Source organism: Desulfofundulus thermobenzoicus (assembly GCF_009428905.1).
In the GTDB taxonomy this organism is placed as follows: domain Bacteria; phylum Bacillota; class Desulfotomaculia; order Desulfotomaculales; family Desulfovirgulaceae; genus Desulfofundulus_A; species Desulfofundulus_A thermobenzoicus.
On the sequence record NZ_WHYR01000042.1, the window covers coordinates 19069 to 32309 of the forward strand.

The window sequence follows — 13241 nt, forward strand, 5'->3', positions numbered from 1 at the left end:
GTTTTCTGTTTTTCGACAGTATGTTTCTACAGCGAGAGAAAATGGTTATCGCTCAACGGCAGGTGGATAAAAAAAGCAACGAAATCACCGCTTTTAAGCCGCTGCTGGAGCCACTGAATCTGGAAGGCAATCTACAGGCGCCGGAACCGGACTCTAAGCCTCCTGGCCATAGAGCGTAGCCCGAAGCTCCCGGAGTTCCTTCAGCATGGCCGGTGTCATTCCAAGGGGTGCCGGGCACCCCTTGACATATGCGTACACCTGACCAGGCTGGAAGAGACAGGCTACGTCTGCGCCCGTAAAGAATTCGTCCGCAAATAGCCAGGTCGGACCAGTTAGATCCTGCCCTTTCTGCAGTACAATTCCCCGGCGGAATATCTCAAACTCGCCTTTTCCCTGGTTAACCACCATGGTATAATCAAATCAAAACGAAAGGAATTGAGGTTTTTGCCGGCTCATAAGGTTATCGACCGCAGCCTGAAAATCCTGGCGAAACAGTATCCACAGGCCTTTCTTAAACTGGCGCTGGGGTCAGTAGAAAACATAACTTATGAAACCATTGAAAACCCGGAGATCAACCTGCCGGAAAAAAGACTGGACTTTGTCTATGGCCTGCAGGACGAAGAAAACGAATATATCCTGCATTTGGATTTTCAACTGCGTCATGAAACAGATCTACCTTTAAGGATGCATATCTATAACGCACTATTAACGGCGAGCAACGGGAAACCGGTTATCTCCAAAGTAATCTATTTAGAACGAAGGGAGTATAGAAATTTACCCCGGGAATATGTGGTCAGCTACCAGGGAAAAAGAGAAAATGTTTTCAGTTACGAAGCAATTAAGCTCTGGGATTACATAGAAGAAATAGTCGCGGGGGAATTAAAAGAACTGGCACCCCTATTAATCCTCTTAACCCGGGAGAAAAGCGTAGAGGTTCTGGCTAAAACCAGGGAACTGATCCTCTCCGGTGAAAACGAAAAATACAAAGCGGATGCCCTTTCTTTGGCGATCACTTTAGCAGCGAGGTATTTTTCTAAAGATTTTTTACTGGGGTTTTTTAAGGAGGAAACGAAAATGCTAAGAGAAGCAAGCATTGTCCAGGACTGGATTAAAGAAGGCATGGAAAAAGGCATGGAAAAAGGCATGGAAAAAGGCATGGAAAAGGGAGAAATCAAGGCCCTGCAGGAAGCCATTCTGGATATCCTGGAAGAGCGTTTTGGCATGTCCAAGAAAAATATAGGTAAAAAAATAAAGGCTATTGATGACCCCGTTTTCTTAAAATCCTTGCACAGAAAAACCGTCAAAGTGGCCTCTTTAGAGGAGTTTGCCAAACTTATGGAAGAGGCGTTCCAGTAAGTAAAATGAGTTACGTTTCAAGGGGTTGACATATTGCAAATAATTGCTGCTCCCTTTTTACATGTTCCTGGTGAATCCTTGAGGTTATTAACTGGACCACCCTTCCGGGCGGCACACGTAAGATACGCCGGGCAGCTTTCAGGGTAACCACCTTCGGCCGCAGGCGGAATATTTTTCAGGAAGCCTGCGGCCTCTGGTGAATTTACTTGAAAACCGTTTTCACTTAGCGTTTGTTTGGCTTTTGTGCCTATTTTATCGACGATGATCAGTTTTACTCCTGATTTCTGAAAAAGTTCAATCACTTGTTTGCGGTTGCTCTGGCTGGGATTGACGGAGAAAAAACTTTTTTTCATTGCTGTGCCTTCTATCTCAAGGATGAGAAATGTTTTGGCCCGTTCGAAATATTTATCGACGAGGCCCATTTTTACTGGCAAAGCCACCTTCATTCTGACCCCCCCTTTGATAAAGACTCTCATTATCATATTGTTGTATGGGCACCCCCGATATGATCGTTGAGATTACTTCATCGTTTTCGGCGAGGAAGGACAGGTTGGAAAAGTTTTATAAATACGAGAGAGCCGGTGTGAAAGAATACTGGATCGTGGAGCCGGAAGAAAAGCTGGTCAGTGTATTTGTACAGGGCGACAATAATAAATACGGCAGGCCGGAAATATACACAGAAAGCGATGAAATAAAGGTGAGTATATTTCCAGACTTTGTAATAAGTCTGAAGGATGTTTTTTGATCTTATAGAATAGAGGAGCCGTCCCGCCGGACGGCTTTCATTTTCACCCTCTCTACCCTGCGATACGGGTAAAAGTAACGGGCACATCACGCAGGCCCATATGCACCCGATCCACCGTGACGAAACGACCCCTTTTAAGGCAGGACGATCACCTGCCCGGGGTAAAGTTCATCGGGATCCGCCAGCCCGTTCAGCTCCACCAGGGTGCTTAAGGGCACGCCGAAGCGGCGGGCCAGCTGCCACAGGGTATCCCCCGGCTGCACCACATAGCTGCTGCCGGCGGACTGGCTGGCGGCGGGGGTGTTTTCCGCCCGCACGATGCGCACCGCCGTGCCGATCTGCACCCGGGGGAAAAGTTCCTCCACATGGTGGTTGTGCATGCGGATGCAGCCGTTGGATACGGCCCGGCCGATGGAATCCGGGTTGTTGGTGCCGTGGATACCATAGTTGCCGCCCGGGATGTCCAGGCCCATCCAGCGGCTGCCCAGTACGCCGCCGGGATTGAGCATTTTATACACCACGTGGTAGTTCCCGGTGGGTGTCGGCGTGGAAGGCTTGCCCACGGCCACCGGGTAGGTGCGTACCAGGCTATCCCCCTGAAAATGGTGCAGCCGCCGCCGGTCCGTCTCCACCAGCAGGTGGGTCCCGGTAGTAAGTGTTTCCCCAGACATTCTGGTAACTCACCCCTCGCCAGCAGGACTTTGTTTTTCAGCATCATCATATGAGGCGGGAAGCCATTTTGACTGCGGAAGTGCCGGATTTATCCAGATATTAACCGGGGACAGGTATCTTATCATATGTTATAATTAATTACTTGAATACTACAGAAAGGGGAAGGAGGGCCCGGTTTTGAGTATGGCCACAGCCGGGGAAAGGCAAAAGCATCTGAGCAGCCTGGAGCTCAAGAAGTTGGTGGTGGAGCGGCTTGCGCGGCGCGGTGTGTCCCTGGAAGACATGGCCGCCCTGGTTTATTTCGTGCAGAAAAAATATATAGACCGGCTGACAATGGAGGATTGCCGGAGTAGTGTGGAGCATGTCCTGGAAAAGCGGGAAGTCCAGAATGCCATTCTTACCGGGCTTTCCCTGGATGAAATGGCAGAGAGGGGGTTCCTGGAAGAACCCCTGTCCTCCATGGTACGCAGCGACGACGGCCTGTACGGCATTGACGAGGTGCTGGCCCTGAGCATTGTCAATGTCTATGGTTCCATTGGTTTGACCAACTTCGGCTATCTGGATAAAATGAAACCGGGGATTATCGGCCAGGTCAACGATAGGAAGGGTAAAAAAGTGAACACCTTCCTGGATGATCTCCTGGCCGCCGTGGTGGCGGCGGCCGCAGCCCGTCTGGCCCACCGGGACCGGGACGGCTGCCTGCTTTTGGATGACGGCGCCGCGGCCTGCTCTCTGGACTAAAGGGCCGGCCCGTTCACACCGGTAATTGCCCGGGTCTCTTCACAGGGCCGTTTTCTAGAAATGGTGTCGATTAGTACCAGGTAAGGGGGATACCCTGTTGTTGCAAGTGCAGGCCCGTGCCAAGATCAACCTCACCCTGGATATCACCGGTCTTTTGCCCGACGGCTATCATGAGCTGGAAACGGTAATGCAAAGCATTGCTCTGGCCGACCGGCTGGTTTTTGCGCCCCTGCCCGGCGGCATTGAGCTGGAAACCGGGGCCTCTGGTGTACCCGCCGGCCCGGAAAACCTGGTCTGGCGGGCGGCGGAGCTTTTGCGTAAGCAGACCGGCTGCCGCCGGGGGGTGCGTATTCATCTTTTTAAGAACATTCCGGTGGCCGCCGGCCTGGGGGGCGGTTCGGCCGATGCGGCCGCCACCCTGCTGGCGTTAAACCGCCTGTGGTCACTGGACCTCTCCCGGGAAGAGCTGGCCCGGCTGGCCCTGCAGCTGGGGGCCGACGTGCCTTTCTGCCTGGCTGGCGGCACGGCCCTGGCCCGGGGAAAGGGGGAACTGCTCACTCCGCTGCCTCCCCTGCCCCCCTGGGGCGTGGTGCTGGTTACCCCCGACGTGGCCGTATCCACCGCCCGCATTTACAAAGAATACGACCGCCTGCTCCCGGTGGGGCGTCCGGATACGCAGGCCATGCTGCGGGCCGTGGACCGGCGGGACCTGGCCGCCGTGTGTGCCTCCCTGGGTAATGTGCTGGAACCGGTCACGGCTTCCCTGGTGCCGGAAGTGCGGCGGGTTAAAGGGGCTTTGCAGGAAGCCGGTGCGGCAGGGGTGGAGATGAGCGGCAGCGGTCCCACCGTTTTCGGCCTCTGCTCCGGTGAGGAAGAGGCCCGCCGGGTGGCCGGGCGGCTGGACCCCCGGCTGGGGCGCATTATTTGTACCCGCCTGTGCGCCGGTGCAATCCACTTGCAGTAATTACCTGTTCCGGATAAAATAGAAGTGTTTATGACTGATGAAAGAGGTGGCGGCCATGGAGGAGCCGAGACTGATTCCCATCAAGCTGGATAATTATAAGCCCTTGAGGGAGATGGTTTTTGAATCCCTCAGGGAAGCCATCATCCAGGGCCGTCTGAAACCCGGCGAACGCCTGATGGAAGTGCAGCTGGCCGAGGAAATGGGTGTGAGCCGCACGCCGGTGCGGGAGGCCATCCGCAAGCTGGAACTGGAAGGCTTTGTGGTAATGGTGCCCCGCAAGGGAGCCTATGTGGCCGGCATTTCTGTGAAGGATATCGTGGATGTCTTTGAGGTGCGGGCGGCCATGGAAGGACTGGCGGCCGGGCTGGCGGCGGAGCGCATTACCGACGAGGAACTGGATGAACTGGAAAGGGCGTTATTAAAGACAACTGAAGTGAGTGGTAAGAGTATCGATGCTCTGGTGGAAAGTGATACCAAATTTCACGAGATTATTTACCGGGCCAGCCGGAACGAAAGGCTGGTACAGATCATCAGCAACCTGTCGGACCAGATACAGCGTTTCCGGACCACTTCCCTGTCCCAGCCCGGCCGGACCAGGCTGGCCCTGGAGGAACACAAGCATATTGTGGAGGCCATCAGCGACCGCAATGTGGAACTGGCCCAGGCCCTGGCCCGGGAGCATATTGAAAATGCCGAACAGAGCCTGTTGAATGCCCTGGGGGAGGCTAGGAAATAATGGTGGATGCGGTGGTGCTGGCCGGCAGTCCCAACAACGGGCCCTTAAAGGAATGCAGCCCGGTGCCCTATGAGGCGCTGATCCCCATCGGTGACAAATCCATGGTCCGTTATGTGGTGGATGCGCTGACCCAGAGCCGGAGCATTGCACGCATTGCCGTGGTGGGTCCCCGGGAAGAACTGAGTGTGGATTTGCAGGGAACCGGGGCGCTGGTGGTGCCCGCGGGGGGTAGTCTTCTGGAAAATGTGCAGGGGGGGATGGAGGCGTTATCCGGCGCCCGCCGGGTGCTGCTGGTCAGCTCGGACATTCCTCTGATCACTCCCGGGGCCATTGAGGATTTTCTGGAACAGTGCCGGGATCAGCGGGCCGATCTCTACTACCCCATTGTCCCCCGGGAGGCGGTGGAAAGCCGCTTTAAAAGCGGCGTGCAGCGCACCTACGTGAGCTTGAAGGAAGGGGTTTTTACCGGGGGAAACATTTTTCTGCTCAATCCGGAGGTGGTTTCCCGCTGCCTGCCCCTGGGGCAGCAGCTGGTGGACGCCCGCAAGAGCCCCCTGCGCCTGTGCCGGCTGGTGGGGCTGGGTTTTCTTTTGCGTTTTCTTCTTCACCGGGTTACCCTGAAGGAAGCCGAGGCCCGGGTATCCCGCCTCCTGGGCGTGCAGGGCTGTGTGGTGATCAGCCGCTACCCGGAAGTGGGTGTGGATGTGGATAAACCGGTGGACCTGGCCCTGGTGACCCGGGCGCTGCAGTCGGCCTGTTGACGGTGATGCGGGAGGCCGGTTGGGGGCAGGCCCCTTTGGGGATGATTTCCCATTGGTTTTGTTGGTGTTATAGCTATCCTCACGGGCGATTATAAATCTAAACCAGGTACGCCCAATGGTAGTAAATTTCACGGTAATGGCCGGTGGCCGGGTAAAGGGGAGGGCGAAATCCTGTGACTGTTCCACTCAATCTGGAAATGATCAAGCAGGCCCGGGAACACTTCAGGGGGGTAATTCACCCCACGCCCCTGGACCGTTCCGCCACCTTTTCCCTGCTCACCGGTACGGATCTTTACTTTAAGCTGGAGAATTTACAGAAGACCGGTTCATTTAAAATTCGCGGTGCTTATAACAAAATAATGTCCCTGGGTGAAGAGGAGCGCCGGCGGGGGGTGATTGCCGCGTCGGCGGGCAACCATGCCCAGGGGGTGGCCTATGCCGCCTCCCGGGCGGGTATTAAATCGGTGGTGGTGATGCCCGAAGGGGCGCCCATTTCCAAGGTGATGGCCACCCGGGGTTATGGGGCGGAGGTAATTCTTTTCGGTAGCGGCTACGACGAGGCCTACGAGCGGGCGCGGGAAATCCGGGAGCAGACCGGGGCCACCCTGGTACACGCCTTTGATGATCCCCTGGTGGCCGCCGGGCAGGGAACCGTCGGCCTGGAACTGCTGGACGAACTGCCGGATCTGGATGCGGTGGTGGTGCCCGTGGGCGGGGGCGGCCTGCTTGCGGGCATCGCCGTGGCCGTCAAGTCGGTGCATCCCCGGGTGCGGGTGATTGGCGTTCAGTCGGCCGGGGCGCCGGCGGTTTATCTTTCCTATAAAGGGGGTCAAAGGCAGGAACTGGCGGCCGCGGCCACCATTGCCGACGGCATCAGTGTGCGCCGGCCCGGGGAGTTTGTTCTGGAAATGATCCACCGGTATGTGGATGATGTGGTTCTGGTGGATGATGAAGAAATTGCCCGGGCCATTTTAATGCTCCTGGAGCGCTCCAAAATAGTGGTGGAAGGGGCCGGCGCGGCGGGGCTGGCGGCGCTGTTGCACGGCAGGCTATCCCTGACCGGTCTCAAGGTGGCCGTGGTTTTAAGCGGCGGAAATATTGATGTCAATATTTTATCCATGATTATCGAGCGGGGTCTGGTCAAGTCGGGCCGCCGCCTGCGGCTGCGCACCGTGGTTACCGACCAGCCCGGCAGCCTGCAGCGTTTGCTGGCCCTGCTGGCTGCCGCCGGGGTAAACGTTATTTCCGTCCATCACGACCGGATTAAACCCCAGGTGCCCTTGAAACAGGCGGAGGTGGAGCTGTTTCTGGAAACCCGGGATCCGGCCCATGTGGAAGCCGTGCTTTCCACCCTGGGTAGGGAAGGATATACCGTAGAGAGGGTTTAAGACAGGCGGAATATTTTCTAACTGAAATGGAAATTTGCAGGAATTTTTTATTTTGTGGAGAAAATATGTGGTAAGGGATGGCAGACAGGTTAAGGGAAGGTGGTGAGGGAGTGGTTGTTACCGACGTGCGGGTGCGTAAAGTTCTCCCCGAGGGCAGGATGAAGGCCATTGTTTCAGTTACCCTGGATGACATGTTTGTTATTCATGACGTTAAAGTGGTGGAGGGTAACAACGGCCTGTTTGTTGCCATGCCCAGCCGTAAGACCCCCGACGGGGAATTCCGGGACATTGCGCATCCCATTAATGCTACAGCCAGGGAGATTATTCAAAGTGCGGTGCTGCAGGCTTACGCCCAGGCTATTTAATGCTCCCTGCCCAAAAGGTGTATTGTTTTGTTGGTGTGTTGTTTGTGTGTGGAAGAGCGTTATGCTCTCTTTTTATGTGAAAAATCTAATAATGATTTTTTCAAGAGGATATTGGCGATTTTTGTTGAATAAGTCTTGTGTAATGGATAAAACGGCGGGGCTGCCGGAGGCAGCCCCTTGCCGTGATCTGCCCGGGTAACTGTTTTTAAATATTTCCCACAGAACAGTTGTTCCCTCGATAAGAAAAAAGTCGTTATGGCTGGTTTAGTGTGCCCGGCACTCACAGATGTTCGGATGTTGCTAAAGGAAAATGTACGGATTAACGCAATTCACTTCGAAATTATCTTATTCCGGTGAGTGCCGGGCTGCTTAATCCGGCGGCTGAGATCTGACGACCGACGACTATTTAAGGAGGACGACCATGTCACTGGCGGCCGTGATTCTGGCGGCGGGCAAGGGCACCAGGATGAAATCCGGGCTGCCCAAGGTAATGCACAGGGTTTGCGGCCGGCCCATGATCCAGTATGTGCTGGAGGCGGTGCGGGGGGCCGGGGCAACGAAAATAGTGGTGGTGGCCGGCTTCGGCGGCGATCTGGTGGCCCGTACCGTCGGTGACCGGGCGGAAGTGGTGTACCAGCAGGAACAGCTGGGCACGGCCCACGCCCTGTTACAGGCCGCCCCTTTGCTGGGGGATTTTCCGGGCCACATCCTGGTTGTTTGCGGGGATACTCCGTTGATTACGGCCGCCACCCTGTCCCGGCTGGTGGACGCCCACCGGGAAGGGGCGGCCCGGGCCACGCTGCTCACCGCCTGCCTGGACGATCCCACCGGTTACGGCCGGGTGATCCGGGATGGGGCGGGCCGGGTGAGCAGAATAGTGGAACAGCGGGATGCTTCCCCGGACCAGCTGGCCGTAAAGGAAGTAAACACCGGCATTTATTGTTTTGCCGCTGCCGGTCTTTTTGACGCCCTGGCCGCTCTTTCTCCGGAAAACGCCCAGGGGGAATACTACCTGACGGATATCATCGAGCACTACGTCCACCAAAACCGTCCGGTGGCCGCAGTGGCGGTGGACGATCCCGTGGAGATTCTGGGCATCAATGACCGCTGCCAGCTGGCGCGGGTGGAGGGTGTCTTACGCCGGAAAGTGGTGGAGGAGTTGATGCTTTCCGGGGTAACGGTGATGGATCCCTCCTCTACCTTTATTGACCGCGGTGTGCGCATCGGCCGCGACACCGTTGTTTACCCTTTTACCATAATTGAAGGCAGCACAGTCATCGGCACCAATTGTATCATTGGTCCGGGCAGCCGGCTGGTGGACGCCACGGTGGGGGACGGGGTAATCATCGAGCAATCGGTGGTCCGGGAGAGTAAAATTGGAGATAATTGTAGTATCGGTCCCTATGCCTATATTCGCCCCGGTTGCATCCTGGAAGGGGAAGTGAAGGTGGGAGACTTTGTGGAATTGAAAAAAACGACGGTGGGCAGGGGCAGCAAGGTGCCTCACCTGAGCTATGTGGGTGATGCCACCGTGGGGTCCGGGGTGAATGTGGGGGCCGGGACCATTACCTGCAATTACGACGGAAAGAATAAATGGCCCACTATCATCGGTGACGGGGCCTTTATCGGCAGCAACACCAACCTGGTGGCCCCGGTGACGGTGGGGGAGAAGGCCTATATCGGGGCCGGTTCCACCATTACAAAGGATGTGCCGCCCGGTGCCCTGGGCGTGGCCCGGGGGCGCCAGAAAAATATCGAAAACTGGTCCCGGCGCCGGGAAAGGATGAAAGATGCCCGGCCGGAAACCTGAATTAACACAGGTTTTCCTCTGGTGGCGGTGGGGACGGCCCACCAATCGTCCGCCCTGCCGGCAAAAGGTCGGACCTTCCCGGTACGGTTCGGCCGGGCTACCTGGTTTTTTGAAATCGGTGATGGAGGTAGGATGATGTCATCCCGCAAGGAACTGAAAATTTTTACCGGTAACGCCAACCCGGAGCTGGCCACGGAAATTGCCCAGTATTTGGGGGTTAGCGTGGGGGCAGCCAAGGTAACCCGGTTTTCAGACGGCGAGATCCAGGTAAAGATAAACGAAAGCGTACGGGGAGCCGATGTTTTTATTGTCCAGCCCACCTGCCAGCCGGTAAACGAGAACCTGATGGAACTGCTGGTGATGGTGGACGCGGTGAGGCGGGCTTCCGCCCGGCGCATTACCGCGGTGCTGCCCTATTACGGTTATGCCCGGCAGGACCGCAAAACCCGGGCCAGGGATCCCATCACGGCCAAACTGGTGGCCAACCTCATCACTGCCAGCGGTGCCCGGCGGGTGATCACCATGGACCTGCACGCCGGACAGATCCAGGGGTTCTTTGACATTCCCGTGGATCACCTGCCCGGTGTGCCCATTCTGGCCCAGTATTTCATCCAGCAGAAGTTAAAGGATGTGGTGGTGGTGTCACCCGACCTGGGCGGGGTAACCCGGGCCAGGGACCTGGCCGAACGCATCGGCGCGCCCATCGCCATCATCGACAAGCGCCGGCCCGAGCCCAATGTGGCCGAGATCATGAACATTGTGGGGGATATCGAGGGTAAGCGGGTAATTATGATTGACGATATTATTGATACCGCCGGCACCATTGCCCAGGGGGCGGCGGCCTTAAAGAAATGGGGCGCCAAAGAGATTTACGTCTGCTGCACCCATCCGGTGCTCAGCGGGCCGGCGGTAAAGCGCCTGGAAGAATCCGAGATCAAGGAAGTGCTGGTGACCAATACCATCCCCATACCGCCGGAAAAGATGATCGATAAGATCAAGGTTCTGTCGGTGGCGCCCCTGCTGGGTGAAGCCATTATCCGCATTCATGAGGATCTTTCCGTAAGCAAGCTGTTCGACTAGGGGCGGGTCTCAGGGCGAAGGAAGGGGACACCCGGGTGTCCCCTTAAGTCTGAGCCGGGTTCGTCCCGGCCGTCCCGGTATGCCGGTTTACTAAAGATGGTTTCGCCCGGGACGGTGCAGGCCCGGCCCGGCGATTACTCCCGGGGCTGTTCCGGGGGCTGTTCGTCCTTTGACTGGCCGTTGGGGCCGTAGTGCCGCTGGTGCCGGTCACAGGTGCAGTTTTCCTCGTCAGGGGTGCGGGACCGGCGTACCTTTTCCCAGGAGCCGCTGATGGCTTCGCCCAGTTCACGGGTCTTCTGGCGGGTGGCATCCCAGGCCTGGCTGGTGGACTGGCGCAGGTGACGCATGGTTTCCGACAGGCCACCTTCCATTTTCACCACATTGGACAGGGCTTCGTTGGCGGCCACAATCACTTCCTTGCCGATGGTGCGTACATGGGCCGTGTCCAGGAAGGCCCGGCCCTGCATGACGCTGTCCAGGAACCCCCCGGAGAATTCCAGCCCCACTATATCCCCGGCCACCAGATCCACATAGTATTCGTCCACCTGGCCCAAAAGGGCGCCGTTTTCCGTCACTATGCGGGCGCCGGTGATACCAACCCTTTCCTTGACCAGCCTGACAATGTCCGGCAGTTTGACCGCCCTTTCGGCATTGCTGCTGCGGTTCACGGTGATCACATTTTCCCCCACGCAGTGCACCCGGGCAAAGGGGATGTATTTTTGCTCCTTGAACCAGCCTTTTTGCTCTATGATCAGGGCGGCCACCGCCTTTTTCTCCGGGTCCACCACCAGGCCGCGCACCGTACCTATTTGCTGCCCCTCCTGCAGGCTGATCACCGGCATGCCGATGAATTGCTTGCTCCGGCGCATCCACCGTCCACCCCCCTTTTTCCCATTCACACTCCGGCATCTTCCCTGCTCCCTAAATTCATATGCCGCCGGCCGGGTCAATATGACCTCTTTTTGCATAAGATGGCAGTGAATCCATCATTATGTCAAGGAGGATAACCAGATGCCGGATGCCCAGTTACAATATTACGGCACCATGGAACCGGTGGTGCCCTATATGGAGCGCCTGCGCCAGTTGACGGGCCAGCAGGTTACCGTTTATGTGGCCAACGTGACCAGACATGCGGTCGGTTCCCTGGAGATCACCGGTATGCTGCATGCCGTGGGCATTGACTACGTTGAAGTGCATATCATGGTGACCGGCGCACCCATGCGTCAGGTGATCATCCCCATCGGCGCCATCGGACTGGTAACCACCGGTGGTCCTTTGACCATTACTCCCGGTACCGCTCCCGTTATGCCGCCTCTGGCCGGCCGGTAACTGTAACCGGTAATGTAAGATGTGAGAATGTGAGAGGTGAGAATGTAAGAGGTGAGAATAAGAAGGCTATGTCCTGGCCCAAACCTTCTTTTTCCCTCTAAACGCGGGTCAGGAAATATTTCTGGGTGCCCTGTCATGTTTGATTTTTTTACGAAACAGCATCTGGCTGATCTAAATATTAGAAACATCCTCAGATCAAACGGCCGCAAGGCCTTTTATTTTTGAAGCCGCAAAATCCAATCTTACCGTGTCTTACCTCAATCGTTTTTGTGCCCGGTGAGCGGTTAAAAGGTTCCTTCCCGCCTTTTCCGGGTGGATGTTTATGGTTATAATGTTCAGGGGAGGTTAACGACAGTATGTTTTTAGTGGTTGGATTGGGTAATCCCGGGCCGGAATATGCCGGAACCAGGCATAATGCCGGTTTCATGGTGGTGGACCGCCTGGCCCGGGAATTAAATATACCGGTGGGGCGGCAGGTGTTCTTTTCCTTAACCGGCCGGGGACAGCTGGAGGGCCGGCAGATAATGCTGGCCAAACCCATGACCTACATGAATGAAAGCGGCCGGGCCGTGGCGTCCATCATGCGCTGGCACCGTTTAACTCCGGCGGATCTGCTGGTGGTGTCCGACGACCTGGACCTGCCCGTGGGCCGGATCCGCCTGCGCCGGGCCGGGGGACACGGGGGGCACCGGGGTCTGCAATCCATTATCCAGCACCTGGGTACCAACGGGTTTGCCCGCCTGCGCATGGGCATCGGCCGTCCCGTCCATGAAGGCACGGATGTGGTGGACTGGGTGCTGGGGCGCTTCACCCCGGAGGAAGGGCCGTTGATTGAGCAGGCGGTGGCCGCTGCGGCCGAGGCCGTCCGGGTGGTGGTGACCGTGGGTCTGGAGGAGGCCATGAACCGTTTTAATGCCGGGCCGGTCAGGTAATGCGGTCGGTTTTCGGGAAACGTTTTCACCGGTCCTGCAGGAAAGGGTATTTTTTGCCGGCGGGGAGTGCAAACCCGGTGATCCGGCGGGTCGCGTATCGGACACTGCTTTACCGTTTATACTAGTTGGAAATGGAACCGTTAAGCTACATACCGGCCGGTGTCCTGGCCGCCGCCCTTTCCTGGGTCACCAATGGTCTTTTAATTCGTTTTCTGGGCTCCCGGGGAGTGATTTACCTGTCGCCGGGGGTGGAGGAGGGGGCCAAGACGGGGTTGGCCCTGTGGTTCAGCGCATCCATCCCGGCATCCCATCTGGTTTTTGGTCTGGTGGAGGGGGTGTGGGACGCCTTTAAAGGGCGGCGG

Annotated in this window: 14 protein-coding genes and 2 pseudogenes; 13 read left to right on the forward strand and 3 right to left on the reverse strand. The window is 56.8% G+C overall.

Annotated elements, in window-relative coordinates:
* Positions 1-444: 444 nt before the first annotated feature.
* Positions 445-1356, forward strand: coding sequence for an RpnC/YadD family protein (locus GFC01_RS13555; protein WP_152947710.1), 912 nt, complete (start codon positions 445-447; stop codon positions 1354-1356).
* A gap of 17 nt (positions 1357-1373) precedes the next feature.
* Here the strand turns inward: GFC01_RS13555 and GFC01_RS13560 are convergent, their stop codons facing one another.
* Positions 1374-1802 (reverse strand): NifB/NifX family molybdenum-iron cluster-binding protein, encoded by a 429-nt coding sequence (locus tag GFC01_RS13560; RefSeq protein ID WP_194174952.1) that lies wholly within the window; start codon positions 1800-1802, stop codon positions 1374-1376.
* Between the two features lie 41 nt (positions 1803-1843).
* Here GFC01_RS13560 and GFC01_RS13565 point away from each other — a divergent pair.
* A pseudogene (locus tag GFC01_RS13565) lies at positions 1844-2101 on the forward strand (Uma2 family endonuclease); the annotation flags it as partial.
* Positions 2102-2235: 134 nt separating this feature from the next.
* Here GFC01_RS13565 and GFC01_RS13570 read toward each other — a convergent pair.
* Positions 2236-2772, reverse strand: coding sequence for a L,D-transpeptidase family protein (locus tag GFC01_RS13570; RefSeq protein WP_152947712.1), 537 nt, complete (start codon positions 2770-2772; stop codon positions 2236-2238).
* A 184-nt stretch (positions 2773-2956) separates the two neighbouring features.
* Between GFC01_RS13570 and GFC01_RS13575 the strand changes: the two genes are divergently transcribed.
* The 8 genes from GFC01_RS13575 to GFC01_RS13610 all read left to right on the forward strand — a co-directional run bounded on the left by GFC01_RS13575 (position 2957) and on the right by GFC01_RS13610 (position 10618).
* A complete protein-coding gene (locus GFC01_RS13575) occupies positions 2957-3514 on the forward strand; it encodes a phosphatidylglycerophosphatase A family protein (RefSeq protein ID WP_152947724.1) in 558 nt (185 codons plus the stop codon).
* A 106-nt stretch (positions 3515-3620) separates the two neighbouring features.
* Positions 3621-4478 carry a 4-(cytidine 5'-diphospho)-2-C-methyl-D-erythritol kinase gene (ispE, locus tag GFC01_RS13580; RefSeq protein ID WP_341473989.1) on the forward strand — a complete coding sequence of 286 codons (858 nt, stop codon included), beginning with the start codon at positions 3621-3623 and terminating at the stop codon, positions 4476-4478.
* Between the two features lie 55 nt (positions 4479-4533).
* Positions 4534-5214, forward strand: a complete 681-nt coding sequence (locus tag GFC01_RS13585; protein ID WP_152947714.1) for a GntR family transcriptional regulator — start codon at positions 4534-4536, stop codon at positions 5212-5214.
* Positions 5214-5975 carry a nucleotidyltransferase family protein gene (locus GFC01_RS13590; RefSeq protein ID WP_152947715.1) on the forward strand — a complete coding sequence of 254 codons (762 nt, stop codon included), beginning with the start codon at positions 5214-5216 and terminating at the stop codon, positions 5973-5975. Before GFC01_RS13585 ends, GFC01_RS13590 begins: the two co-directional genes overlap by 1 nt.
* A 173-nt stretch (positions 5976-6148) precedes the next feature.
* Entirely contained in the window at positions 6149-7363 is a 1215-nt protein-coding gene (gene ilvA, locus GFC01_RS13595) for a threonine ammonia-lyase (RefSeq protein WP_341473988.1), read from the forward strand.
* A gap of 110 nt (positions 7364-7473) precedes the next feature.
* A complete protein-coding gene (spoVG, locus tag GFC01_RS13600) occupies positions 7474-7728 on the forward strand; it encodes a septation regulator SpoVG (RefSeq protein ID WP_341473990.1) in 255 nt (84 codons plus the stop codon).
* Between the two features lie 421 nt (positions 7729-8149).
* Entirely contained in the window at positions 8150-9538 is a 1389-nt protein-coding gene (glmU, locus tag GFC01_RS13605) for a bifunctional UDP-N-acetylglucosamine diphosphorylase/glucosamine-1-phosphate N-acetyltransferase GlmU (RefSeq protein WP_152947717.1), read from the forward strand.
* A gap of 132 nt (positions 9539-9670) precedes the next feature.
* Positions 9671-10618 (forward strand): ribose-phosphate diphosphokinase, encoded by a 948-nt coding sequence (locus tag GFC01_RS13610; RefSeq protein ID WP_152947718.1) that lies wholly within the window; start codon positions 9671-9673, stop codon positions 10616-10618.
* A 134-nt stretch (positions 10619-10752) separates the two neighbouring features.
* Here the strand turns inward: GFC01_RS13610 and GFC01_RS13615 are convergent, their stop codons facing one another.
* Complete coding sequence (locus GFC01_RS13615; protein ID WP_152947719.1) at positions 10753-11487, reverse strand: PRC-barrel domain-containing protein; 735 nt, start codon at positions 11485-11487, stop codon at positions 10753-10755.
* 142 nt (positions 11488-11629) lie between these two features.
* Here GFC01_RS13615 and GFC01_RS13620 point away from each other — a divergent pair, with 142 nt between their 5' ends.
* The 3 genes and pseudogenes from GFC01_RS13620 to GFC01_RS13630 form a co-directional block, all read left to right on the forward strand.
* Positions 11630-11947 (forward strand): hypothetical protein, encoded by a 318-nt coding sequence (locus tag GFC01_RS13620; protein ID WP_152947720.1) that lies wholly within the window; start codon positions 11630-11632, stop codon positions 11945-11947.
* A gap of 356 nt (positions 11948-12303) precedes the next feature.
* Positions 12304-12879 (forward strand): aminoacyl-tRNA hydrolase, encoded by a 576-nt coding sequence (pth, locus tag GFC01_RS13625; protein ID WP_152947721.1) that lies wholly within the window; start codon positions 12304-12306, stop codon positions 12877-12879.
* A 125-nt stretch (positions 12880-13004) separates the two neighbouring features.
* Positions 13005-13241 (forward strand): annotated as a pseudogene (locus GFC01_RS13630) (hypothetical protein); the annotation flags it as partial.